Below are 23765 nucleotides of genomic sequence, written 5' to 3'. Positions count from 1 at the left end.
GCGAGCCGCATTCCGATCACGGTGGACCGTCCCGGTCACAGCACTGGCCCCACGTCAGCTGCGGCGCACCGGGCCCAGGTCGCGGGCGGGGCCGGGTCAGTAGGCTGGCGCCCTTGGTGACGGCGAGGATCAGGGTGGGGCATGGGGACGGACACCGGCGCGGACGCGGCCGGCAGCACCTGGAACAGCGTGGCCGGGGACGCGAGGGTCGGGCTGCTGGTCCAGGGAGGCCACGTCACCGTCCACAGCTACGGAGACCGAAGGGACTCCGGCACCGCCCCCACCCCGCCCGCCGACCCCTGGGTGCGGGCGGTCCTGGCGTCGAGGGTGTGGGACCACGTCCCCGACGACCGCGCCCCGCACCGGAGCAGGCCCGAGATCGCCGAGGCCGCGCGGCGGCTGGCGGCCCTGCGGGACGAGGCGGCGGCGGTCCTGGCCGACGACCCCTGGTACGACCCGGGATTCGCGGAGCGGTTCCTGGAGCGCGTCGAATGGCTCCTCGGCGACGAGCCGCTGGACCTCCACCCGGCGGAGGCGGGCCTCTTCCTCCTCCTCCCGTTGATCGACCAGGTCCACCGCCTGCGCCTGTCCGCCCGGCTGGCCGCCGTCGGCCCCGACCGCATCGCGCCCCGGCGCGGTGAGGGCGGGCGGGGCGCGGACGGCCCCGAACGCGCCGACTACGAACGGCACCTGGCCGAGCGGGACCTGCTGGCCGGCCGGGCCCGCCGCCGACCCGAGGCCGAACGCCCCATCGGCTGGTGGCTGTTCCACCGCTGGACCGCCGGCCGCAGCGAACTCGTCGAGCCCGCCCTGGTCGCGCACCTCGCCGAGAGCGGCGAGGGCCTCGCCGACGCGTTGCGCCACGAGCGCGTCGCCCGGCTGGTGCACGGCCTGCGGCGCGGCCCCGGCGTCTGCAACCGCGAGTACCTCGACACCCTCGCCGTCGACGACGCGCTGCGCGGCCCCGGCCGCCAACGCGTCCGGGAACAACGGCTGGCCCTGCTGCTCGCCCTCGCCCACGGGCTGGCGATCGACCCCACCGGCCTGCCCGACATCATCGTCGACCACGTCGGCATCCCGGACCAGGTCGACCCGGCGGAGCTGCGCGCCACCGTCGCGGGGGCGGTCTGGGGAGACCTGCGCCACCTGCCCGTCCTGCGCGCCGACTGCCGGCACGAGGCGGTGGTCGAGGCCCTGCGCGAGTACACGGACCGGGTGGACGACCTCCTGCACGCCGTCCGCCGCACCATCGCCCGCAGCATCACCGTCCCGATGCCCGGCCTGCCCGAACGGCTCTCCGCCGACGACCTGCGGCCGGCCGACACGGCTGTGGTCGGCTCCGCCCGCTTCCGGCTGGGGGAGCGCCGGGTGCGGGAGCTGCTGATGGGCGACCAGCTGTACAAGGACCGCGACCTGGCCGTCCGCGAGCTGTACCAGAACGCCCTCGATGCCTGCCGCTACCGCCGCGCCCGCACCGAGTACCTGGAGCGGACGGGCGTCCCCGTGCACCCCTTCGAGGGCGCGATCGTCCTCGACCAGGGCGTCGACGAGGACGGCCGCGCCTACCTGGAGTGCCGCGACAACGGCATCGGCATGGGCGAGGCCGAACCCGGCGGGCGTCTTCTCGCACGCCGGGGAGCGCTTCGCCGAACAGCCCGAGTTCCTGCTGGAGCGCACCGCGTGGGAGCAGCTCGACCCGCCGGTGAGGCTGTACCCCAACAGCCGTTTCGGGATCGGCGTGTTCAGCTACTTCATGCTGGCCGACGAGATCCGCGTCACCAGCTGCCGGATGGACCGCGGCGGCCTCCCGGGCCCCGTCGTCGAGGCGGCGATCTGCGGCCCCGGTCACCTCTTCCGGATCGTGGAGACGGCGCAGCGGGGGACGGCGCCGGGAACGACCGTCCGGCTGTACCTGCGGGAGGGCCTGGGGGAGGGGCGCGTGTGGTCGGGCGTGGACGTGCTGCAACGCCTGCTCGGCATCGCGGAGTTCGGGACGACGGCCGTGCACGGGGAGCGGAGCGTGGTGTGGGAGCCGGGGGTGCTGCGGCCGAGGGTGCAGGTGGACACCGGCCTTCATGCCGCCGGATGGCTCCAGGACTGGCCGGACGCGCCCGAGGGCGCCGGACCACAGTTACGGAGGACCTGCCGACCGCGCCGGAGGAAGGGACGGGCCTCTACCAGCTCATCCGCATCGCCCGCCGCACCGGCTTCCCGCTCGCGCAGGTCGCCGACTGGCTCCGCGCGATGGGTGCCAACGTGCCCGATCCGGCCACCGCGATCAGGGCCGCGCTGGCGCGGGTGCCCAGGGACGGATGAGCCGGGTGGGGTGGCGGAGGGCGGCGAGGGTGGCGCGGGGGTGGCGCACAAGGGGGTGAGGGTGGCGCGAAGAGGGTGCACGGGGCGCCAACACGCGCCGATCCTTAGCGGAAACGAACGGACACGGAGGGTCATCCGAGTGGCAGGCTTTCCGCCGTGACTGTGCACCCTCTCGTACACGAGATCGCCGACGCCTATCTGGCCCTGGTCGACGCCGCCGCCCCCGGGCTGGTCGAGGGCCTGTACGTGGTCGGTTCGACGGCCCTGGACGACTTCCACCCGGTACGGAGCGACATCGACTTCGTGGCCGTGACCGCGGACCCGGTGACGGCGGAGCAGCTCGTGGGGCTGGAACGCGCGCACGCCCGGCTCGCGGTCCGCTACCCGCGCCCCGCGTTCGACGGTCCCTACCTCACCTGGCACGAACTGGCGGGATCGCCGGCGCAGGCGCCGCCGGGGCCGCACGTGTTCGGGGGGACGGTCCGGCACCGGGTGCGGGCCGACCGTACGCCGGTGCTCTGGCACACGCTGGCGCGGCACGGCGTCACGCTCTGCGGGCCGCGGGCCCAGGAGCTGATGATCGACACGGATCCGGAGGAGCTGGCCGGCTGGACGGTCGGCAATCTGGAGTCGTACTGGCGCCCGTGGTGGCGGCGCTCCTCGCGGTTGGCGTCGCGGCCGGGGCTGGCCTGTCTGAACGGTTCCGGGCCGGCCTGGGGCGTGCTCGGGGTGAGCCGGCTGCACTACACGCTGGCCACCGGGCGGATCGCCTCCAAGCGCGGGGCCGGTGAGTACGCCCGGGCCGTGTTCGACGAGCGGTGGCACCGGATCGTGGACGAGTGCCTGCGGATCCGTGACGGCGGGCGGCGGCGCTCCCTCTACCCGAGCCCGTTCGTCCGGCGGGCGGAGGCGCTCGCGTTCGTGGACATGGCGATCGAGAGCGGGCGGCTGCTGGGGGCGGAGCGGCTGCCGCTCGGGGAGTAGCGGCGGGCGCGGGCTCCGGGCCGAGGCCGCGATCGCGCCATCCAAGGCCAGTTTCCAGTCTGATCATCAACTGTTCGGATGTTCGTCCTTCTCGGCATTCGATTCAGCTGCCAGGGTTTCGTCATGCCACATGTGACATGTCACATGTGGCACTGATGATGTCCATGGGAACGAAGAGAAGAACGAGGAGGACTGGGATCATGCGGATGAACCGACTCACCCTGACCGCGGCCGGGATCGCCGGAGCGGCGGCCCTGCTGGCCGTGCCGGCCCAGGCGAACGCTGCGCAGACCACCACCACCGCCACCACCGTGACCTGCGGCGCTTCCGGCCTGCAGGCCGGCCTGTCCACCCGGGTGTGCGCCGAGGTGACCGGCGACAACGTCCAGCTGTACGGCCAGATCAGCCTGGCCGGCCCGCCGAGCCCGGGCACCCCGTGGCCGCAGACCGTCGAGCTGCTCACCGGCCTCTCCGGCAACGTCGTCGGCGGCGCGTCGCTCGGCTCGGTCAGCGGCCGGACCCTGTTCACCGCCAGCACCGTGCAGGTGCCCGGCGTCGGCGGGACCGTGCCGTGCGGCTCCACCGTGCACGGCGGCTTCAGCGTCGCGAGCTACCCGTGGTCCCCGGTTCCGGTGACCGTCGACGTCGTGGTGCCGTGTTGATGAAGCGGTCCCGGTAGACCGACGGGGGTGGGCGGGCCCGGGGTGCGAGTCGCCCCGGGCCCGTCCCGTCCTCCCCTGCGGACCGGAGCCCCGCGCAGGGCGGTCCCGACCGTGACGACTTGAAGAAATCTTCATCTGCAACGATGATGCTTCCCGCCGAAAGGTCGAGTCAGAGTCATCCAGAGCCACCCAGAGCCATCCAGCGACGTACGGGAGAGACGGACGATGCCGGTCCCGCTGTACCAGGCGAAGGCGGAGTTCTTCCGCACGCTCGGGCACCCGGTGCGCATCCGCGTGCTGGAACTGCTCCAGGACGGGCCGCGACCGGTGCGCGAGCTGCTCGCCGCGATCGAGATCGAACCCTCGAACCTCTCGCAGCAGCTCGCGGTGCTGCGCCGCACCCAGCTGGTCACGGCGACCCGTGAGGGCAACACCGTCGTCTACGCGCTGAGCACGCCGGACGTCGCCGAGCTGCTGCGGGCCGCGCGGCGGATCCTGACCGAGCTGATCGCCGACCAGGGCGCGCTGCTCACCGAGCTGCGGGCACCGGGGGCCGGTGCCGCGCCCACGGGCAACCGATGACCGGCCCGTCGACCGAAGGAGTGCCCGGCCATGAGTGAGAACACCCGCAACCGCCCGCGGGAGGCCGAGGCCACCCGGGAGGAGAAGGCGCGGCGCAAGGCCATGCTGGTCCGGGCGGGCATCTACATCTTCGCCACGCACCTGTTCGCGGGGTTCGTGCTGCTGCTGTTCGCCCTCGGCGACCGCAAGTGACCTCCTCGCGAGCGGTCCCGGCCGGGGAGCGGCCGGGACCGGTTCGCCGCGGTGCGGGGGCCGCGGCCGCGGCCCGGGATCAGCGCGGGGCGTCCTCCCCGGTGTAGCGGCGGCTGGTGCTGGTCCAGGCGCGGACGCCCTCGACCAGTTCCCGGGTGCCGTCGAGGTACCAGCGGCCCGCCGGGTGCCGGAGCAGCAGGCTGTGGCGCAGGGTCTCGCTCTCCGCCGTCAGCCGGGCGATCCTGGCGTCGACCGCGCGGGCGGCCCGGCTGCGGGTGCAGCCGCGGATCCGCTGCAGGGTGAGCACGGTGTTGAACGCCGCGACGTTCTGGCGCTCCTCGCGGTCCGCCGAGTAGAGGTCGTTGATCAGTGTCGCCGCGTCGGCGGTGTTCTCGCGCAGGCGGTGCAGGGCGGGGTCGGCGTGCAGACCGGCCGGCGCCTCGCCGCCGTGGACGTGCTCCAGTATGTCCATGAAGGGGTAGAGGCAGCTGGCGTGGCGCCGCAGCCGCACGGTCTCGGCGAGGTCGGGCTGGGTGCGGGCGGCCCGGTGGGCGGTCTCCGCGAGGAAGGTCTCCAGACAGGAGTGCCACTCGGCGGCGGCACGCCGCCGCCAGCCCGGGGGCATGGGGGCGGTCTGGCGCTGCCACAGTTCCCGCCAGGCGTCCAGCAGGTGGGGTTGGGGCGTGCCCGGGGGGACGGGCCGGCCGGCGAGGACGGCGAGCATCGGTCCGACGATGGCGCGGGCCTCGGCGGGGTCGCGGCCGGGCGGGCCGTCGAAGCGGTCGTCGACGATGGTGAACCAGCCGAGGATGTCGATCAGCAGGTCCAGCTCGGTGCCGCGGGCACGCGGGTAGGAGTGGCCGATCAGCTCGGGCAGCGCGTAGGTGTGGTAGCGGGCGAGGTCCTCCGGGGCGAGCAGACCGTGGGCGAGGGCCCAGTCGCTGTGCCGGGCCGCCGCGGTGAGCAGCTCGCCGGGAGCGCGCGGTTCGCCCTGCGGGCGCAGTACGCCGGGCGCTCGTCGGGGGGCCGGGGGAGCGGCCGCGGAGGGCAGCGCTTCGGGGTGGACCGGCGAGGCCGGCCGGGGGAGGGCGGTGAGCGGCCGGACGGTGGTGAGCGGTTCGAGGGTGGTGACCGGCACGACCGTGGTGAGCGGCCCCAGGTAGGTGGCCGGGCGCGCGGCGCGGTCCGTGTCGACGGTGGTGCTCCGGCCGCCGGTGGTGCCGGTCCGGGGCACGCCGGCGGGGGAGGCGGTGCGGGTGGCCGTGCGGGCGGCGGTCCGCAGGGCGGCCGGGTGCGGGTGTTCGGTGCCGGTGGACCGCCGGTTGGCGAGGGAGGCCTGGGCGGGGAGCACGGCCGACCGGCGCGGTGCCGCCGGGCCGACCGGGACCCCGGGGGCGGCCGCTGCGGCGGGACCCGTGGGGCCCGTGGACGGGGTGGGACCCGCCGGACACGCCTCGCCCGACTGCGGGCCGCGCGGGCCGTGTGAGTCGCGTGGACCGTGCGGATCGCGTTGATCCCGTGGATCGGCATCGGACTTCCGCGGGCCGATGATCGGAAGATACTGGGCCGGTGCGTCGTCGTGCCCCGCCGACGGCGTGCGGCGCGGGCCGACGGCGTGCGGGGCGCGGCCGCCGCGCGGAGTGAGCCGCACGCGCAGGCCTTGCGCCTGGACCGTCGTCCACACCACCTCCCGGGCCCGGGCGCCGGGGACGGCCGACGGGCGCCAGCGGCGCAGGATGGCGGCGGCCGCCACGGTCAGCTCGGCCCAGGCGAACGCCTCGCCGATGCACTTGTGCTTGCCCGCGCCGAACGGCAGGAACGCCTGCCGGGCGACGCCTCCGCCCACCGGGCCCGGTGCCCGTTCGGCGCCGTGCCAGCGGGCGGGGAGGAAGCGGAGCGGCTCGGGGTACAGCACCGGGTCGCGGTGGAGCGCGGTGAGGCTGTAGAGCAGCTCGGTGCCGGCCGGGATGCGGTACGGGCCCAGCTCGACCGGGACCTGGGCGGTGCGCATCAGGAAGGCGTTCGGCGCGTGCAGCCGGACGACCTCCTGGGTGACCGCGCGGGTGTAGTCGAGGCGGGCGAGGGCCTCCGGGGTGGGCACGGTGCCCGCCGGGAGGTGCTCGTCCAGCTCGGCCAGGACGCGTGCCTCGATCCCGGGGTGCCGGACGAGTTCGTCGATCAGCCAGGTGAGCGTGGTGGAGACGGTCTCGGTGCCGGCGCCGAACATGGTGATCGCCTCGGAGCGGACGTCCGCCTCGGTGAGCGGCCGTCCGGTGGCGGGGTCCACGGCGCCGCGCAGCAGTGCGGGCAGGGTGGTGCCGCGTCGGCCGCCGGCGCCGGTCACCGGGCATCCGCCGCCCGGCCCGCTGTCGGCCGGGCCCTCGAAGGCACCGCCGAGCGGGGCGTCGAACGCGCTGCCGGGCGCGGTGCCGTTGACCGCCTGGTCGACGACCTGGTTGAGCACCCGGACGGCCGCGTCGAAGCGGCGGTTGACCGGCAGCGGCAGCCGGGCGAAGGCCCGGTGCGGGTAGAGCGACTGGATGATCTGGCCCTTCACCATGTCGGGCAGGGCCCGGTGGAAGGCGAGGGTGGCGTCCTCGCTCAGCCGGGCGTCGAACAGCGCGCGGGTGACGATCTCCAGCGCGAGGTGGTTCATCTCCTTGGCCACGTCGAGGACCTGGCCGGGGCGCCAGCGGCGGGCCCGCTCCTCGGTGACCCGGTGCATGACGGCGACGTACTCGGCCATCCGGTCCGCGCCGAAGGCGGGCTGGATGATCCGGCGGCGGTCGCGGTGGGCACGGCCCTCGGACATCAGCAGGCCGTCGCCGAAGGCGGTCTTGAGGGTGTCCTGGACGGCACCGCGCGGGCAGTCGTGGGCGAGTGCCACCAGCAGGGTGTGGACCAGTCCGGCGTCGGTGACCACGCAGACCGTGCGCGGTCCGAGCCGGATCCGGACCACCGCGCCGTGCTGGGCGAGCGAGCCGAGGAAGCCGAGCGGGTCGCGCAGCAGGGCGGGGGCGTGGCCGAGGCCGGGGACGGCGCCGGGGGCGAGCGGGGGGACGGCCGGGCGGCTCTCCGCCAAGGGGGTTCTGGGCGGCGCGGACGGTCTGCGGGTCTCGTTCGTCAGGATCATGACATCACCTCTCACCAGATGGACCGGGGGGACGGACCGGTGGGACGGTCCGGGGTGACCGGCCGGGTGTCGGACCGGTCGGCCGGCCCGGCGCTGCGGTACCACCGGAGCCGCCGCCGCGACAGCCGGGATCCGGAGGCCTGTCGACGCAGACCCCCGCGCGCGCCACGGACAGAGGGCGCACGCCATGGGAAACGCGCCGGTCCCGCGAGCGTTGCGCCGTACCCGGATGGATCACTCCATCGGTGGAGTGTCCTCAAGGTTCGCGCGGCGTGTCCCGATGAGGGCGCTCCGGCGGACGCGGTCCGCGGAGCCGGTCGCGCCGCCCCGAGGGAGTGCCGGCGCGGTTCCCCGTCGGGGCCGTCCTGCCTGGCCGGCAGGGCCTTTCGGCCCTCGGCGGGACGGTGCGCGGAGGTCCAGCATGGTGCAGAACCAAGGAGGACCCTCTGATGACCAGTCTGCGGCACCGGCCCGCCCTCGACGTCCGCGTGGAGATCCGGGGCGAACTGCCCCGGGAGGACGCCGAGTACGCCCGGGCCCGGTCGCTGGCGCTGATCACGGACCTCGGGCCGGACGCCCGTGCCGCCCGGCTGCGGCTCACCCGGCCGCGCGACCGGTCGGTCACCCGGCCCGCCGTCGCCCAGGCCTCGGTGGACCTGGAGGGCGCCGGCCGGGTGCGGGTGGAACTGGCCACGGTGGCGGTGCGCGAGGCGGTCGACCTGGCGCTCGGCACGCTCGCCGGGCGCGCGGCCCGACTGCGCGAGCTGGGCGACATAGGGCTCGCCTCGGCGTTCGAGAGCTCCTACCGGCCCCAGTACGCGGCGCGCCCGCTCGCCGAACGGAGGATCGTCCGCCGCAAGTCCGTTCGGCCGGCCCGCCGCACGCCCGAGCAGGCGGTCCGCGAGATGCTGGCGCTGGACTACCGGTTCCACTTCTTCTCGGACACGCTGACCGGCCAGGACAGCCTGGTCCACCGCAGGCCCGGCAACGGCGGGTTCCGGCTGGTCCGGGCGCACTCCGCGGTCCGGCTCGGCGGCGCGGGGCTGCCGCTCACCGAGAGCCCGCACCCGGCGCCCCGGCTGGAGCCGGCCGAGGCCGCCCGCCAACTCTGGCTCACGTGCTGGCCGTTCGTGTTCCACGCCGACCCCGGTGACGGGCGCGGCCGGGTGCTCTACCGCCGCTACGACGGCCACTATGGCTTGATCACGCCGATAGCGGGGGCCCGCTGACGGGCAGGTAGTGATCGGCACGGGCTGACCGGTACACGACCGACAACGGACGAGCACACCTTCACGCTCTGGACGGGAACTGGGACCATGGACTGCGAAGAAGTCATGCTGACCGTCAGAATCACGGCTGCCGAGCGGGCCCTGCTGCGCGAACTCGCGCGCGGCCACGGCACCGACGTGTCGGACGTGGTCGTGGACGGTCTCCTGGACGTCATCCCCGGCCTGCACGTCCTGCCCGTGCGACCGGTCCTGCCCGCCGTGCCCGTCGTTCCCGCCATGCCCGTCGTTCCCGCCATGCCCGCCATGCCCGCCGTGCCCGCCGTGCCCGCCGTGCCCGGGGACCCGGGGACGGCGCGGCTGCTGCGGGTGCTGGCCCGGCCCGCCCCGTGCGCGGTGACCCTCTGGTTGCCCGCGCCGGTCGCGGACCTCCTGCCGCTGGTCGGCGAGCGGATCGCCGCCGTCAGCGGGCTGCGGATCGGCCCGGCGAGCGCGGCCCTGGCCGCCGCCCTGCGCTTCTGGCTGACCGGGGACCCGCAGCGGCTCGCCGCGGGCCTCGCCGGCCTGCACCGGCACGGCGCCCCCCGCCTCGCCGTCCAGCGGCTCGACGTCGCGGCCTGAGCGCACCTCGCAGCGTGTCCCGGGGTGCGCTCCGGACGTGCGGGGCGCTTGGGGCGCTCGGGGAGGCGCACCGGGGGCGGTCGGGCGCCCGTGACGCTTCGTCGGCCGGCCGTCCGGTGCGGGCCGGACGGACACCCGCCCGGTGGTCGACGGACCGTCGGGCCGGGCGGGGCCGGAGCGGTTCCTGGGGGTCAAGTGGCATGTCCTGGACGGGAATTTAGCTGGTCAGAGCTCTGGTCACGACCTGCGCGCAGGTCTAGCATTCCGGTCACGGCAATCGGTGTCCGGCCCCCCGGACGACCGATGCGGTGGCCGCCACCACCCCCTGCCGGGGAGCGTACACCCCCCGAGTACGCTCCCCGGCGCCGCTGTGTGCCCGCTGCCCGCCATCCCGCGCCCGTTCCCGGCGCTGCCGCGGTTCGTCCGCCCCGCGCTCGGTAGCTGCACCGCCCGGCGCGCGCCCCCGCCACCGTGAACGCGCGCCCCCGTCGTGGCTCGCGCGCCCGCTGCGCGCCGCCGGCCTCCGGCCGCGCCGCCGTGCCGGCCGTCCCCGAACGCTCCCACCGCACCTGACCTCCACCCGGTTCGCCCCCGGCCGGGCGGCGGATCACGTCGGAAGGGAACCACCGCGTGCGAACCGGCCGTCCCCTACCCGACGGGCGCCACCGGGCGCCCGCCCTAGGGAAAGGAGCGTCCGACCGTGCGAAAGGTATTGATCACCGGCGGAGCGGGCTACATCGGAAGCACCGTGGCGTCGGCCCTGCTGGATGCGGGCATCACTCCGGTCGTCCTCGACGACCTCTCCAAGGGCCGGCCCGAGTTCGTCGAGGGCCGGGTGTTCTACCAGGGGGACATCGCGGACCCGGAGCTGGTCGACCGGATCTTCGCCGAGCATCCCGACATCGACGCGACCCTGCACTGCGCCGCTCGGATCGTCGTTCCCGAGTCGGTCTCCCGGCCGCTGTTCTACTACCGCGAGAACGTCGGCAAGACCGTGGACCTGCTGGAGTCGCTCCAGCGCAACGGCTGCACCCGGGTGGTCTTCAGCAGCTCCGCCTCGATCTACCGGCCCACCCCGACCGGCCGCGTCGACGAGTCCTGTCCGGTCGAGGCGAACAGCCCGTACGCGCGCACCAAGCAGATGATGGAGCAGGTGCTCCAGGACTGGACGCGCGGCGACGGAGCCGATCGGACGCGCGTCATCACGCTGCGGTACTTCAATCCGATCGGAGCCGACCCGCAGCTGCGCACCGGGCTCCAGGACCTCCAGCCGACCCATGCGCTGGGCAAGCTGATCGAGGCGCACGCGAACGGCGCGCCGTTCACCATCACCGGGGTCGGGTGGGAGACCCGGGACGGCTCGGGCATCCGCGACTACATCCACGTCCAGGACGTGGCCGAGGCCCATGTCGCCGCGCTGGTCCGGTTCGACGAGGTGGTGGGACCCGAGGCGGCGGAGCGCTACCGCGTGGTCAACATCGGGACGGGCGACGGCACCACCGTCCGCGAGCTGGTCACCGCCTTCGAGCGGGTGGTCGGCGTGACGCTGGACGTCCGGGAGGCCGAGCCGCGGCCCGGCGACGTGCTCGGCTGCTACAGCGACGTGACGGCCGCGCGCGAGCTGCTCGGCTGGGCGCCGCGGCGGACCGTCGCCGAGGGGGTCGCGGACGCGCTCGCCTGGCGGTCGCGCTGGGCGGCCCGGCTGGCCGCCACCGCCTGACCGGCCCCGGGGACGCCCGGGAGGCCTCCGGTGCCCCGGGGCGTCCCGGGGCACCGCCGCGCCGGTGCTACTTGGACTCGTCGAGGCCGTTGATGAAGTCCTTGGCCTTGTCGGCGGCGGTGTCGATCTGGCCGCTGTACTTGCCGTCCGTCTTGTCGTCGATGACGTCGGCGACCTTGTCCAGGCCCTGGGTGATGGCGCCGCTGTGCTCGCGGGCGAGGTCGGTGGCCTTGTCGGCGAGGTTCTTGAGGTTCTCGAACATGATGGTCCTTCTGTTCGTCCGGCGCGGTTCGCGGCCATCCTAGCCCCCGCTGACCTGGCGCTTTCCGGGAGCGGGGGTTCGCCGGGATGACTTTGCGGGGGTGGGTTTGTATGCTCCTGGCTTGTTCTACAGCATTGTAGAAGTTGGCTGACGGGTACGCGGAAGGGGTGTGGGGCATGACCGGGCGACGAGTGGGAACCTCGGACCGGGAGGCGGCGCCGCACCCCGGCGAGGCGTCCGTGCCGTCCCCGCGCCGGAGAGCCGACCGCCCTGCCGCCGGGCACCGGGGGAGCGAACGCAGGGGGAGCCGGCGCAGGGGTGCGGAACGCCGGGGCGTCGGGCGCCGCACGGCCGAGCGCCGTGCCGGGGCCCGGCGGCGCGGCGGCTCGCCGACCGTGCTGCTGGCCGCGGTGGGCCTGCCGTCGGCCGGAGCGGTGGCCGGTGAACTGGCCGGGCACGGCGGCGGACCGCTGTTCGCGGCCGGCTCCGTCCTCGGCACCGGCACCGCCGCGGCGCTGTGTGGCCGGGCCGGACGTTGGTGGGTCGTCATCGCCGCGCCGCCCGTCGTGCTGGCCGCCCGGGCCGCCACCGCCTACCTCGCCGACCGCGACGGCCTCCGGGGCAAGGCGCTCGCCTCGGCGGCGGTGCGCTGGGTGGTCGGCGCCTTCCCGGTGATGGCGGCGGCGGTGGCGGTCGCCCTGCTGGTCGTCCTCGTACGGGTGCTGCTCGACCGGCGCGCCCGCCGGGACCGGCCCGCGGCCGACCCGCGCCGGGCCGCCCGCACCGCCCGCACCGCGACCCGCGACACGGAGGCCCCGGCCCCGCCGACCGGTGCGAGGCCCACGCCCGCCACCCCGACCCCCGACCGCAGGAGCCACCGTGGCTGAGCCCCGCACCAGGCCGCTGACCGTCGCCGGCCGAGCCCTCGCCGGCACCGTCTCGGTGGCCGTCCTCGGCGCCAGCGGCTTCACCTGGTACGAGTACCGGCAGCTCGACAGCGGCATGGTGAAATCGGCCGCCCTCACCGAGGCCCGGAAGAACGCGCCGCCGCACCTCGACAAGTCCGTCAACCTGCTGCTGATCGGCCTCGACAGCCGCAAGGACATGGACGGCAACGACCTCCCCAAGGAGTTCGTCGAGGAGGAGCTGCACGCCGGCTCCAGCGAGATCGGCGGCTACAACACCAACGCGCTGATCGTCCTGCACATACCGGCCAACGGCGGCAAGGTGACGGCGCTGTCCGTCCCGCGCGACGACTACGTGCAGACCGTCGGTGCGGACGGGAGGATGCACAAGATCAAGGAGGCGTACGGGATCGCCAAGGAGGCCGCCGAGGCGAGGCTGGGCGGCAAGGGGCTGTCCAAGGCCGAGTTGGAGCGCCAGAGCCGCGAGGCCGGGCGGGCCGCGACGCTCCAGACCGTGCAGGCCTTCCTCGACATCCCCGTCGACCACTTCGCGGAGGTGAACCTGATCGGCTTCTACGACATCGCCAAGGCCGTCGAGCCGATCCAGGTCTGCCTCAACAATCCGGTGGACGACCCGATCGTGGCCCGGACAGCGACCCACGAGGGCGGCGGCACCGGGCTCAGGCTCCCGGCGGGCGTCAGCTCGCTCGACGCCCGGCAGGCGCTGTCGTTCGTCCGCCAGCGCCACCACCTGAAGAACGGCGACCTGGACCGGACCCACCGGCAGCAGGCCTTCATCTCCTCGGTCGTGTACAAGCTCAAGCAGCAGGGCGTGGTCGGCGACCTGGGCCGGCTCCAGCGGCTGTTCGACGTGGTGAAGAAGGACGTGGTCATCGACGACCGCTGGAACGTGCTGGACTTCGCCCAGCAGGCGCCCAACCTGACCGGCGGCAACGTCGAGTTCAACACGCTGCCGATCACCGGGTTCAAGACGATCGGCGGCCAGGAGGTCAACACGGTCGACCCGGACCAGATCAAGCGCATCGTCAAGCAGCTGTTCGGGCACGAGCCCCCGCCGCCGGCCGCGCCCGACGCGCCCGCGGCGACGGCGTCCGCTCCGACGGCGTCCGCACCGACGGAGGTGCCCGCCGCCACCCCGACCAAGGCGCGGGCGGTCGTGGACGTCCGCGGCGCGAGCGCGGAGGCGGCGGCCGCGGAGTCGAAGGCGCTCGCCGAACTCGGCTTCCCGGCGGGCAAGGTGACCGGGTCGGCGACCGCCGGGCGGGCGAGGACGGTGACCGTCGTGTACGGCGCGGGCGCGAAGGCCGACGCGGAGCAGCTCGCGGCCCGCTACGGCGTCACGGCCACCGCCGCCGCCTCCGCCGCGGCCCCGGCCGGCCACGTCGTCGTCACCCTCGCCGCCACCCGGACACCCGTGCCGTCGGCCCCGGCCGCGCCGGACGGCCCGGGGGCGCCCACCGACGATCCGGTGCCCGACCTCCCCATGCAGGGCCCGGCGGTCAAGGCCGGCGGCATTCCCTGCGTGGACTGAGCGGGCGGGGGTGGGTCGGGACGGCGGCGGGCCGTCCCGGCGGCCTGCCGTACGGATGAATGCGGGGCACCGTTCCTTCGGTTCGAGAACGATCGGTGCTACCGATGTCCATGCGCTCGGGCCCGGGCGGACGAAGCCCCTCATGGTCGTGCGTGGATCTCGCACGGCCTTCTCGTGAGAACGGAATCCGCTATGGCATTCGCCCTCCGCAAGACGCTCGCCGTTGCCACCCTCGCGCTGACGGCCTCCTTCCTCCCCGCCGCCGAGGTGGGCATGGCCTCCGCACACGCGGCACAGCGCACCCCCGGGCTCTACTGTCTCGCCAACGCCTGGGGGACGCCGAACGTCTCGACCAAGCCGTGCGACACCAACGACAACGGCCAGCACTGGACCCTCTCGGGCGAGCAGATCTCCCTCAGCAACGCGCGGGCGTACTGCTTCGCCAACGCCTGGGGGACCCCGGACCTCTCGACCAAGCCCTGCAACACCAACGACCGGGGCCAGTACTGGACCGTGTCCGGCCAGACGATCAGCCTCACCTTCGCCCCGGCCTACTGCCTCGCCAACGCCTGGGGGACCCCGAACATCTCGACCAAGCCGTGCGACGCCAGTGACCCCGGTCAGCACTGGGTGGTCTTCGACGACCAGATCAGCCTGGCGCTCGCCTGACGATCCGGCGCCGTGCCCGGGACCGGCGCGAGCCGCCCCGGGCCCGGCGCCCCCGGCCGCGCGGCCCGGTACGACCCGGGCGGGGGAACCGCCGCCGCCGGCCCGGGCGTCCTGGGGTGGGACACGTGGGACAGGCAGGGCCGGAGTGGCGGATGGGGGAGCGGGTGCGCGGGGCGGGCTGGCGGGTGTGGGCGCGGCGGGTGGTCGGGTGGCTCTGCGGAGCGGTGCTGGCGGGGACGGCCGCGCTCGTGGTGGTCCGCCTCGGCGGGTGGGACGACGGGACGCCGCTCGCGCTCGTGATGGTCGGGCTGCCGTACGCGGCGCCGGCCGGTGCGGTCGCGCTCGGCGTGCTGCTGGCGGTGCGCTCATGGTGGCCGGCGGCGCTGGCAGGCGTCCTGATGGTGGTCCAACTCGTCTGGCTGGTCCCGAGGTTGGTGTCGGACGGTGGCACTGTCCCGGCCGACGCGCCGCGGCTGCGGGTCGCGACCAGCAATGCCTTCCTCGGGCAGGTCGACGCGGCGGAGCTGGTCCGGCTGGTGCGCGAGCAGCGGGTCGACGTGCTCGCGGTGGAGGAGTTCGGCCCGGGGGCCGTCGAGCGGCTGGAGCGGGCGGGGATCGCCGAGGTGCTGCCCTACCGGGAGCTGCGGCCGCGCCGGGACACCGCGCTCTACTCCCGGCTGCCGCTGACCCCGCTGGACGGCGCGGCCTCGGAGCCGGCCCGGTACCAGATCGCCGCCGAGGTGACGGTCGGCGGACGCACCGTCCGGGTGACGGCCGTGCACACCTACTATCCGATGGGCGACGCCGACCGCTGGTCGAAGGACTTCGCCGGGTTGCGGGCGGCGGTGTCCGGAGCCACCCGCAACGCCGTCCTGCTGGGGGACTTCAACGCGACGCTCGACCACGCTCCGATGCGCGCGCTGCTGGACACCGGGCTGGCGGACACCCACGCCGAGCTCGGTCAGGGCTTCGCGCCGACCTGGCCGGAGACCAGCACCTACTACTCCGGCCTGTGGCCGGTGATCCAGATCGACCACGTGCTGCACGGGGAGGCGCTGCGTGCGGTGTCGGTGGCGGAGCACACGGTGCGCGGCACCGACCACCGCGCGGTGGTTGCCGAGTTGGCGGTCACCGGCTGACGGCGCTCCCGTCCGCGTCCCGCCCGGTGGCGGCGCGTTCGGCGGCCCACCAGAAGGCGAGCGCGAGCAGGCTGACGCCTCCGCCCAGCCCGCAGACCGCCGTCCAGCCGCCCCGCTCGTACGTCACGGTGGAGAGGATGGCGCCGAGCGCGCTGCCGATCGAGTAGAACAGCATGTACCCGGCGGTCAGCCGGCTCCGCGCGTCCGGGCGGACCAGGTACAGCAGGTGCTGGTTGACCACGTGCACGGACTGCAGGCCGTAGTCGATCACCACCATCGCGAGCACCAGCCACCACACCGAGTGCGGCAGCAGGGCGGCGAGCGGCCAGGAGACGAGCATCGCGGTCAGCCCGACCGCCAGGGTGCGCCGGGCCCGTCCCCGGTCGGCCTGCCGGCCGGCGTACCCGGCCCCCAGCGCACCGGCGGCGCCGGCCAGGCCGAAGAGCCCGATCTCGGTGTGGCTGAGGTTGAACGGCGGGGCGGCGAGCGGCAGCACCATCGGCGTGAGCAGCACGGTGACGGCGGTGAAGACGAGCAGCGCGAGTCCGGCGCGGACCCGCAGCACGGGCTCCTCGGCGAACAGGGTGAACACCGAGCCGACCAGGCGCGGGTAGCGGAGGCGTTCCGATCGGCGGCGGGGCTCGGCCGGGACGACGGTGGCGAGGACGACGGCCATGGCGCCGGTCGCGACGGCGGAGACGACGTAGACGGCGCGCCAGCCGGCGAGGTCGCCGATCGTGCCGGCGACCGTCCGGGCGAGCAGGATGCCGATCACGATGCCGCTGGTGACGGTGCCGACGACGCGGCCCCGGTCGGCGGGCCCGGCGAGCGAGGCCGCGTGGGCGACCATCACCTGGGCCACCACGGCGAGCACCCCGACCGCTGCCATGGCGAGCAGCATCAGCAGTGCCGAGGGGGCGCCGGCCACGGCGGCGAGCGCCGCGACGGAGAGGCCGAGCTGGGCGGTGATCAGCACCCGGCGGTCGAGGTGGTCGCCGAGCGGGACCAGCAGCACCAGGCCGACGGCGTAGCCGACCTGGGTGAGGCCGCCGACCAGGCCGACCGTGGCGCGGCCGATACCGAGGTCGTCGGCGATCAGGTCGAGCAGGGGCTGGGCGTAGTAGACGTTGGCGACGGCCAGACCGCTCGCCACGGAGAACAGCCAGGCGACGGCGGGCGGGAGCCGCCGACCGGTGGCGGTGGCGGCGGTGGTGGCGGCGGTCTCAGCGGGGGCCGGATCGGACGGGACCACGGGGGAGGGCACGGCGGAGGGCTCCTTCGGGGGAAGCGTGGTTTCAAAGTGCTACCGAGCCACCCTCGCACGGAGAGGTTTCATTAAGCAACCACGAGGTGTCCCGGACCCGGCGCGATAGGGTTGCAAGGTGAAACCCCGCTCCCGTCGGAGCGCGGGACCGCAGGTGAGAGGAGAGGGGCGCGTGCCGAAACGCACCTCGCACGAGGAGTCGGCCTGCCCGGTAGCCCGGCCGCTGGACGTCCTCGGCGACGGCTGGACGCTGCTGATCGTCCGTGACGCCTTCGACGGACTGCGCCGCTTCGGGCAGTTCCAGAAGAACCTCGGCCTGGCGAAGAACATCCTCTCCGCCCGCCTCGCCACCCTGGTCGCCAACGGCGTCTTCGAACTGGCCCCGGCCGCCGACGGCAGCCCCTACCAGGAGTACGTGCTCACCGAGAAGGGGCGGGCGCTCTTCCCCGTCGTCACCGCGCTGCGCCAGTGGGGCGAGCGGTACTTCTTCGCGGACGACGAGCCGCGGGCCCGGCTGGTGGACCGCGCCGGCGGTGCCCCGGTCGCCCGGGTGGAGGTCCGGGCCGCCGACGGCCGGGTGCTGGGGCCGGACGACACCGAGGTGCTGCTGCCCTGACGGCGCGCCGGCGCCCCGTGCACCGGGGCGGTGGACGGGGCGCGGCGGAGGAGGCGGGGCGTCAGCAGTTCCGGATGGACCAGACGGGCGTCCAGTCCTGGGTGTGGTTGGCGCCCCCGTCGGGGGTGAAGGACTTCAGCACGCCGCCGTTCGCGTCGTAGAAGAACGACCGCGTGCCGCCGGTCTGGTTGTCGGCGTAGAACCCCTGGCCGTACCAGCCGCTGAGGCTGTACCGGGCGCAGGAGCGGAGGTAGAAGATCTTGTAGTCGCCGGCCGTCGGGTCCCAGACCAGGGCGCAGAGGTTGCCGGGGGCGCACTGGTAGTCGCTGTCGGCCGGGACGTGCCCGAAGGGGGCCGACGGCGAGACGGTCGGCGAGACGGCGGCGGGTGCGGCGGGCGGGCCCTGGGGCGCCGGCGCCGGCGCCGGTGGCGCGACCAGGACCGGTGCGGCCAGGACCGGCGCGACCAGGACCGGTGCGGCCAGGACCGGTGCGGCCAGGACGGCGGCCGCGGCCTCGGCCGGGTGGGCGCCGGCGAACGCCGTCAGCGCGGCGGTGAGGGCGCCGGCCAGGCCGAGGGCCGAGCGCTTGGGGCGAGAGCGGAACATGGGTCCTCCCACAGGTCGATCGGCTCAGCCGGGGGTTCCGGGGGCCGTCGTGGGTGTTTCGACGGAGGTGTTCGTCGCGGGGGTGGCGGTGGCCGTGCCGGCCGCGCTGGTCGTGCCGGGGGCCGACTTGGCGGTCGTGGTGGTGGTCGGGGTGCTCGTCACGCTCACCGTCGGCTTCGCCGTGGTGGTCTCGGCGGGCGTCGTCGGAACCGGGGTGGTGGGCCCGCCGGGGGTGCTCGTCGTGGTGCCCGGCGTGGTCTGGGCCGGTGTGGTCTGCCCCGGTGTGGTCTGGCCCGGCGAGGTCGCGCCCGGAGTGGAGGCCGTCGCCGATTCGCTGTACGGACTCGTCGACGCGGTGGTCGGGCCGCTCGGCGAACCCGAGGTCGAGGTGCTGCTCCAGGCGGAGGTCGAGTAGGAGGCCGAGCCCGACGCCGAGCCGGACACCGAGCCCGCCTTGGTGGTCGGCTTCCAGATGGAGGGCGGCGGGACGCCGGGCGCCAGCGGGCCGGTCGGTGCCGGGGTCGGACGGTCGACGATCTGGACCTTCCCCGTCGCCCGGGTGTACCAGCCGCCGGTGGTGACGTTCACCAGCACGATCTCGGTCACCGGCTGCGGCGCGGGCGTCAGGACGACCAGCGTGCTCGGCTGGAAGCCCGTCCACGCCTTGCCGGTGTACTTGGCGTCGGCGATCAGCGTCGGCGGCTTCAGCGGGTTGCCGCAGCTGCAGCGCACCCGCGGCACGCCCCACGCGTCCACCAGGACCGAGGTGCCGGCCGCCAGTACGGCCTGGTAGCCGACGGCCGCGCCGCCCTTGTAGCCGTGGCTGGTGACCCGGGTGTCCACCCGCAGGTACGCCGAGGTCAGCGAGCGCAGATAGCCCGGGAGGGCGGACTGCTCGATGCCCTCCGCCGACGCCCAGGCCCGGCCGGTGTCACCGGCCGAGGTCATCGAGACCAGCCGCTCCACGTCGCAGCTCGGCTGGCTCATCGTCCCCCCGTACACGCCCGCCGACGTCCCCTGGACGGTGTGGAGGGCGGCGGTGGCGGTCGCGGTGGCCGCGGCGCCGCCCGTCGGGGTGGCGGCGGGCCCGGTGGGGGCCGGGGTGTGGACGGTGGCCGGGGCCGTCGTCGGGGCCGGGGTGGTGACCGTGGCCTGCATCGCCTGGGTCTCCACCGACTGGGTGAACGGCGCCGGCCCCGGGTCCTGCGGAGTCTGCAGCGCGACCTCGTTGGCGGTCGGCACGGTCTCCTCCTTGCCCCCGCCGCCGCTGGTGGTGTTGACGATCAGCACCGTCGCGCCCGCCGCCAGCAGGGCCAGGAGGGCCAGCAGCGCGGCCTTCCGGCGGTCGCGCCACCAGGGCTTCGGCGGCTCCCCGGAGGGCCCGCCCGCACCCGGCGGCCCGCCGGGCCGGGACCGTCCGCCGCCACCGCCCGAGGGCGGGCCGAACGGCGGACCGGGCGGCCCGGGGGGCCCGGGGCGGCCCGGCCCCGACGGCGGACCCGAGAGCGGCCCGGACGGCGGCCCGGAGGGCGGGCCGAGCGGCGACCCGGAGGAAGGCGGTTGGGAACTCATCGGGGGCTCCGATTCGCAGACGGCCGGTCCCGGTCCACCCGGCCGGCGCAGGAGACTCCTGCCACTGGCATCCATTTCTGCCCCCGGTCCCGGCCCGCCGCAACAGCAGCACCCGTGGCCGCCCGCCTCCCCGCCCGCCCCGCCCGGCCGTCCCAGCCCGGGCGGGCCGGTCCGTCCTGGGCCACTCTGGTGCCAGGCGCGGGGCGGGGGCCGGAACCGGACGCGCGGGGGACCCCACCCCGACAGGAGGCCCGCATGCAGCAGCAGGCCCGACCGGGCCGGCCGCCCGGCACACCGGCGGCCGGACCGCCCGGCGCCCTGCGCGGCTGGCTGGACGCGGTGGCCGTGGTCCTGGCTGGCCTCGTCGCGATGGCGGCCGTGGCCGCGCTCGGCCTGTGGGCGGCCGGTACCGACGAGCTGCCCGACGGCGGCTTCCCGTCCGTGCTCGCCGCCACGCTCGCGCTCGCCGTCGGCGGATCGGTCGAACTCGACGGCGGCGCGGGATTCTTCGGCTCGGTCGACGCCGGGATCACCGCGATGCCGCTCTCCGTCGGCCTGGTCGGCGCGCTGACCGTGGCCGAGGTGTTCCTGCGCCAACTGCGGTACCGCGCGGTGGCCGGCGGCCGCGAACTGCTCGGCCGCGCCAGCCGGACGGCGGTGGTCTGGCTGGCCGCGCTCGCCCTGCTCTGCGCCGCCGCCCGGCACACCTTCACGGTGACGCTCGGTGACGGCCTGGCCGAGCAGCTCGGCGGCGCCCTGGGACTCCACCCCGAGGTGGGGTTCCGCGCGGACCCCGCCACCACCCTCGGACTCGGGCTGCTCTGGCTGCTGGTCGTGCTGGCCGCGACCTTCGCGGTCTCCCGCCGGGCGACGCTGCCGCGCTCCCTGGTGCCCTTCCAGCAGGCGGTCCGCCCGGCCGCGTTCGCGATGCTGCTGGTGCTGCTCGGCTACGTCGTGCTGGGGGTGGCGGCCGCGATCGGCACGGCCGCCGCCCACGGCGGGGCCCGGCAGGTCGCCGCGGTCGCCCTGCTGGCACTGCCCAACCTGGTCTGGCTCGCCTTCGGCGTCGGCCTCGGCGGCGAGTGGCACGGCCACCTGGTCGGGGCGATCGGACTGCCGGTGCCCAAGCCGCTGGCCGCCGTGCTGCGCACCGGCCCGGGGCAGGAGGGCGGCACGGTGAGCCTGGGCACGCTCGCCGAGCAGGACGCCCGGGCCTGGTGGCTGCTCCCGATCGCCGCCGTCCTGATGCTCGCGGCCGGGGTCCTGGCCGCCCACCGCTCGCCGCGCAGGGTCCGCCCCTGGCAGCACGCCGTCCGGCTGGCGGCGGCCGCCGCCGTCACCGTGCTCCTGGTCGGCGTCTGGACCAGGGTCTCCGCCGACTACGGCCTCTCCGTGCTCGGCGTCGGCCTCGGTGAGGGCGGCCTGGGCGACCTGCTGAGCTCCGTCCTCGGCCCGGAGGCGGGCCCGGTCGGCCCCGCCGCCGCCCTCACCGGAGGCACCCTCACCCTCGACCCGCAGCTGTGGATCCTGGTCCCCCTCGCCGCCGCCTGGGGCCTGCTGGCCGGCCTGCTCGGCGCCCTCGCCGCGGCCCGCCTGCCCCGCCGCGGCGAGACCCGATAGCCGCCGGGGGCCGCGCGCGTCACCCGTCGGGCGGCGGGTCCGGGCCGTCATGGACCCTTACGGCGGTCAGCTCGCGGCGTGGGCCAGGAGGACGACGACCGGGGGGAGGGCCTGGGTGAGGGCGCCGGGCCAGAGGCGGGGGGCGGAGACGGCGAGGGTGACGCCGGCGGCGAGCATGAAGGCGCTGAGGTAGAGGATCAGGGTGCGGCCGACGACGGGCTCGTCGGTGTGCAGGGCGACCAGGCCGGCCACCAGGCCGAGGGCGAGGAAGAGGTTGTAGAAGCCGACGTTGACCCGCCACAGGCGCACCTGCGGCGCGTCCGTGGTGGAGGCGGTGAGCAGGCGGCGGACCCGGGGGTGGCCGTAGAGGAAGCTCTCCAGCGGCCACAGCACGAGGTGGGTCGCGGCGGCGATCAGTGCGAAGACCTGGCTGACGGCGTTCATCCGGTGCTCCTCCTCCGTGCGGGTGGGCGGACGGCGGGGAGGGCCCAGTCGGGCGGTTCGGGGACACCGGGGCCACCGGGCGGCGGGCCGCCGGGGACGGGGACCACCTCGGTGGGCGGGCCGGCGGAGGTCCAGGGGCCGCCCTCCGGGGGAGCGGTGCCGGGCGGGGCGGTGGCGGCGCGCAGTTCGGCGACGAAGCGCAGGCAGCTCTCGTAGCGCTCGCCGGGTGCCTTGGCGAGGGCGCGGGCGACCACCGCGTCGACGGCGGGCGACAGGTCGGGACGGTGCTCGCGCAGCGTGGGCGGGGGCTCGTTGAGGTGGGCCCAGAGCAGGGCGAGGTCGCTCTCGCGGCGGAACGGGGGCGCGCCCGCGAGCATCTCGAAGACCACGCACCCGAGGCCGTACTGGTCGCAGCGGCCGTCGAGCGGGCGCCCGGAGATCTGCTCGGGCGCCGCGTAGTCGAGGGTGCCGACGATCTGGCCGACCCCGGTCAGCCCGCTGAGCGACAGGGACTTCTTGGTGAGCCCGAAGTCGGCGAGGTAGAGGTGTTCGGGGTGCTCGCTGTCGGTGCCGGCGGCGACCAGCACATTGCCGGGCTTGACGTCCCGGTGGACCAGGTCGTGGCCGTGCGCGGCGTCCAGCGCGGAGGCGATCTGCAGGGCGAGCCCGGCGGCCCGGCCGAGCGGGAGGGCGCCGCTGCGGGTGATCAGTGAGCGCAGGTCGCCGCCCTCGACGTAGCGCATCGCGATGAACAGGATGCCGTCGGCCTCGCCGGCCTCGAAGACCGGGATGATGTGCGGGTGGTCGATCGCGGCGGCGACCTGCGACTCGTGGATGAAGCGCTGGCGGAAGACCTCGTTGCGGGACAGCTCGGGGGCGAGCAGCTTGACGGCGACGGTGCGGCCGAGCCGGAGGTCCTTGGCGCGGTAGACGACGGCCATGCCGCCGCGGCCGATCTCCTCCTCCAGGCGGTAGCCGGCCACCCGGCGCCCGACCAGGCCGGCGGGCAGGTTGGGCGGCTCGACGGCGTCGGCGGGCTCCACGGCGTCGGCGGGCGGGACGGCCGCGGGTTCGGTGGGCGGGTGCGGGTCGCCGGAGGCGTCGGGAGGGGGGATCACGGCTCCGCCAGGCGGGTCGGCGCGTCGGCGCCCGGTGCGCGGCCGGCCGACGGGCTCGGGCGCCCGCCGGCGGCGTAGGTGTGCAGCTGCAGGCCGTCGCAGTAGCACCAGCGGTCGTGCACCCGGTCGAAGACCCAGAGCCGCTCGCCGTCGACCACCAGGCCGATCCGCAGGCCGTGCGCCCGGTCCCGGAAGGTCTCCAGGTCGGCTCCGCCCGCCGCGAGGTCCTCCAGCAGCGAGCGGTAGCGGGCCAGCGCACCCTCCGCCTCGGCCAGCGCGGGGCGGGGGTCGGCGGTGCGGGCCGGCGGGCCGGTGGCCGTGGGCGGCACGCCGGGCAGGGAGATCAGCAGCCGGCCGTCGACCCACGTGCTCCACCCGTTGGAGCAGAGCACCTGGGCCCAGTCGCCGGTCCGGCCGATCAGTTGCAGCGGCAGCAGCGCGTCCAGCGCGGCGGCGGGCTGCTCCGGGTCCGGGGCGGCCCAGCTGGGCAGGCCGTCCGGCGGCGCGACGTGGGTGGGGCTGAACGCCGGCCCGTCGATCGGCCCGGTCACGTCCGCACCG

At 75.6% G+C, this 23765-nt stretch carries 22 protein-coding genes; 14 read left to right on the top strand and 8 right to left on the bottom strand.

Features of this window, described 5'->3' with window-relative positions; genetic code table 11:
• Positions 1 to 141 precede the first annotated feature (141 nt).
• From ACFVFS_RS04410 to ACFVFS_RS04390, 5 genes are all read left to right on the top strand, one after another.
• Entirely contained in the window at positions 142 to 2316 is a 2175-nt protein-coding gene (locus tag ACFVFS_RS04410; protein ID WP_380619978.1) for a hypothetical protein, read from the top strand.
• Positions 2317 to 2472: 156 nt separating this feature from the next.
• Complete coding sequence (locus ACFVFS_RS04405) at positions 2473 to 3300, top strand: aminoglycoside adenylyltransferase domain-containing protein (RefSeq protein ID WP_380619976.1); 828 nt, start codon at positions 2473 to 2475, stop codon at positions 3298 to 3300.
• A 200-nt stretch (positions 3301 to 3500) separates the two neighbouring features.
• Positions 3501 to 3962, top strand: coding sequence for a hypothetical protein (locus ACFVFS_RS04400; RefSeq protein WP_380619973.1), 462 nt, complete (start codon positions 3501 to 3503; stop codon positions 3960 to 3962).
• Positions 3963 to 4187: 225 nt separating this feature from the next.
• Entirely contained in the window at positions 4188 to 4544 is a 357-nt protein-coding gene (locus ACFVFS_RS04395) for an ArsR/SmtB family transcription factor (protein ID WP_380619971.1), read from the top strand.
• A 30-nt stretch (positions 4545 to 4574) separates the two neighbouring features.
• Positions 4575 to 4736 (top strand): DUF6126 family protein, encoded by a 162-nt coding sequence (locus tag ACFVFS_RS04390; RefSeq protein ID WP_380619968.1) that lies wholly within the window; start codon positions 4575 to 4577, stop codon positions 4734 to 4736.
• A 79-nt stretch (positions 4737 to 4815) separates the two neighbouring features.
• Here ACFVFS_RS04390 and ACFVFS_RS04385 read toward each other — a convergent pair whose 3' ends face one another.
• Positions 4816 to 7869, bottom strand: a complete 3054-nt coding sequence (locus ACFVFS_RS04385) for a cytochrome P450 (RefSeq protein WP_380619964.1) — start codon at positions 7867 to 7869, stop codon at positions 4816 to 4818.
• Positions 7870 to 8318: 449 nt separating this feature from the next.
• On the opposite strand from ACFVFS_RS04385, the gene ACFVFS_RS04380 reads away from it, so the two are divergent.
• The 3 genes from ACFVFS_RS04380 to galE all read left to right on the top strand — a co-directional run bounded on the left by ACFVFS_RS04380 (position 8319) and on the right by galE (position 11436).
• Positions 8319 to 9098, top strand: coding sequence for a sigma 54 modulation/S30EA ribosomal C-terminal domain-containing protein (locus ACFVFS_RS04380; protein ID WP_380619961.1), 780 nt, complete (start codon positions 8319 to 8321; stop codon positions 9096 to 9098).
• Positions 9099 to 9203: 105 nt separating this feature from the next.
• Positions 9204 to 9716, top strand: coding sequence for a hypothetical protein (locus ACFVFS_RS04375; RefSeq protein ID WP_380619959.1), 513 nt, complete (start codon positions 9204 to 9206; stop codon positions 9714 to 9716).
• Between the two features lie 700 nt (positions 9717 to 10416).
• A complete protein-coding gene (galE, locus tag ACFVFS_RS04370) occupies positions 10417 to 11436 on the top strand; it encodes a UDP-glucose 4-epimerase GalE (protein WP_380619956.1) in 1020 nt (339 codons plus the stop codon).
• Between the two features lie 67 nt (positions 11437 to 11503).
• Here galE and ACFVFS_RS04365 read toward each other — a convergent pair whose 3' ends face one another.
• Positions 11504 to 11698, bottom strand: coding sequence for an antitoxin (locus tag ACFVFS_RS04365; RefSeq protein ID WP_355367518.1), 195 nt, complete (start codon positions 11696 to 11698; stop codon positions 11504 to 11506).
• 395 nt (positions 11699 to 12093) lie between these two features.
• Between ACFVFS_RS04365 and ACFVFS_RS04360 the strand changes: the two genes are divergently transcribed.
• The 4 genes from ACFVFS_RS04360 (at position 12094) to ACFVFS_RS04345 (ending at position 15963) form a co-directional block, all read left to right on the top strand.
• Complete coding sequence (locus ACFVFS_RS04360; RefSeq protein WP_380619954.1) at positions 12094 to 12585, top strand: DUF6542 domain-containing protein; 492 nt, start codon at positions 12094 to 12096, stop codon at positions 12583 to 12585.
• Positions 12578 to 14155 (top strand): LCP family protein, encoded by a 1578-nt coding sequence (locus ACFVFS_RS04355; RefSeq protein WP_380619952.1) that lies wholly within the window; start codon positions 12578 to 12580, stop codon positions 14153 to 14155. The genes ACFVFS_RS04360 and ACFVFS_RS04355 overlap by 8 nt, the downstream gene beginning before the upstream one ends.
• 192 nt (positions 14156 to 14347) lie before the next feature.
• Positions 14348 to 14824, top strand: coding sequence for a ricin-type beta-trefoil lectin domain protein (locus ACFVFS_RS04350; protein ID WP_380619949.1), 477 nt, complete (start codon positions 14348 to 14350; stop codon positions 14822 to 14824).
• Positions 14825 to 14949: 125 nt separating this feature from the next.
• Positions 14950 to 15963: an endonuclease/exonuclease/phosphatase family protein gene (locus tag ACFVFS_RS04345; RefSeq protein WP_380619946.1), complete on the top strand. Its 1014-nt coding sequence runs from the start codon at positions 14950 to 14952 to the stop codon at positions 15961 to 15963.
• On the opposite strand, the gene ACFVFS_RS04340 is transcribed toward ACFVFS_RS04345, so the two are convergent.
• On the bottom strand, positions 15953 to 17227 hold the full coding sequence (locus ACFVFS_RS04340; RefSeq protein WP_380619943.1) for an MFS transporter: 1275 nt from the start codon (positions 17225 to 17227) through the stop codon (positions 15953 to 15955). The genes ACFVFS_RS04345 and ACFVFS_RS04340 overlap by 11 nt on opposite strands.
• A 172-nt stretch (positions 17228 to 17399) precedes the next feature.
• Between ACFVFS_RS04340 and ACFVFS_RS04335 the strand changes: the two genes are divergently transcribed.
• Entirely contained in the window at positions 17400 to 17843 is a 444-nt protein-coding gene (locus ACFVFS_RS04335) for a winged helix-turn-helix transcriptional regulator (protein WP_376084890.1), read from the top strand.
• A 61-nt stretch (positions 17844 to 17904) separates the two neighbouring features.
• On the opposite strand, the gene ACFVFS_RS04330 is transcribed toward ACFVFS_RS04335, so the two are convergent.
• Complete coding sequence (locus ACFVFS_RS04330; RefSeq protein WP_380619940.1) at positions 17905 to 18450, bottom strand: hypothetical protein; 546 nt, start codon at positions 18448 to 18450, stop codon at positions 17905 to 17907.
• Positions 18451 to 18474: 24 nt separating this feature from the next.
• A complete protein-coding gene (locus tag ACFVFS_RS04325) occupies positions 18475 to 20022 on the bottom strand; it encodes a DUF6777 domain-containing protein (protein ID WP_380619938.1) in 1548 nt (515 codons plus the stop codon).
• Between the two features lie 255 nt (positions 20023 to 20277).
• Between ACFVFS_RS04325 and ACFVFS_RS04320 the strand changes: the two genes are divergently transcribed.
• Positions 20278 to 21642, top strand: coding sequence for a streptophobe family protein (locus ACFVFS_RS04320; RefSeq protein ID WP_380619936.1), 1365 nt, complete (start codon positions 20278 to 20280; stop codon positions 21640 to 21642).
• Positions 21643 to 21708: 66 nt separating this feature from the next.
• Here ACFVFS_RS04320 and ACFVFS_RS04315 read toward each other — a convergent pair whose 3' ends face one another.
• The 3 genes from ACFVFS_RS04315 to ACFVFS_RS04305 all read right to left on the bottom strand — a co-directional run bounded on the left by ACFVFS_RS04315 (position 21709) and on the right by ACFVFS_RS04305 (position 23755).
• Positions 21709 to 22086, bottom strand: a complete 378-nt coding sequence (locus ACFVFS_RS04315; RefSeq protein ID WP_380619933.1) for a DUF1304 domain-containing protein — start codon at positions 22084 to 22086, stop codon at positions 21709 to 21711.
• The gene (locus ACFVFS_RS04310; RefSeq protein WP_380620271.1) at positions 22083 to 23129 is read right to left on the bottom strand and encodes a serine/threonine-protein kinase; all 1047 of its coding nucleotides are present in this window, start codon (positions 23127 to 23129) and stop codon (positions 22083 to 22085) included. The genes ACFVFS_RS04315 and ACFVFS_RS04310 overlap by 4 nt, the downstream gene beginning before the upstream one ends.
• A gap of 71 nt (positions 23130 to 23200) precedes the next feature.
• Positions 23201 to 23755 (bottom strand): hypothetical protein, encoded by a 555-nt coding sequence (locus ACFVFS_RS04305; RefSeq protein WP_380619931.1) that lies wholly within the window; start codon positions 23753 to 23755, stop codon positions 23201 to 23203.
• Positions 23756 to 23765: the final 10 nt, after the last annotated feature.

The organism is Kitasatospora sp. NPDC057692 (genome assembly GCF_042799475.1).
Lineage (GTDB): Bacteria > Actinomycetota > Actinomycetes > Streptomycetales > Streptomycetaceae > Kitasatospora.
This window is presented reverse-complemented; position numbering and strand designations above follow the sequence as displayed.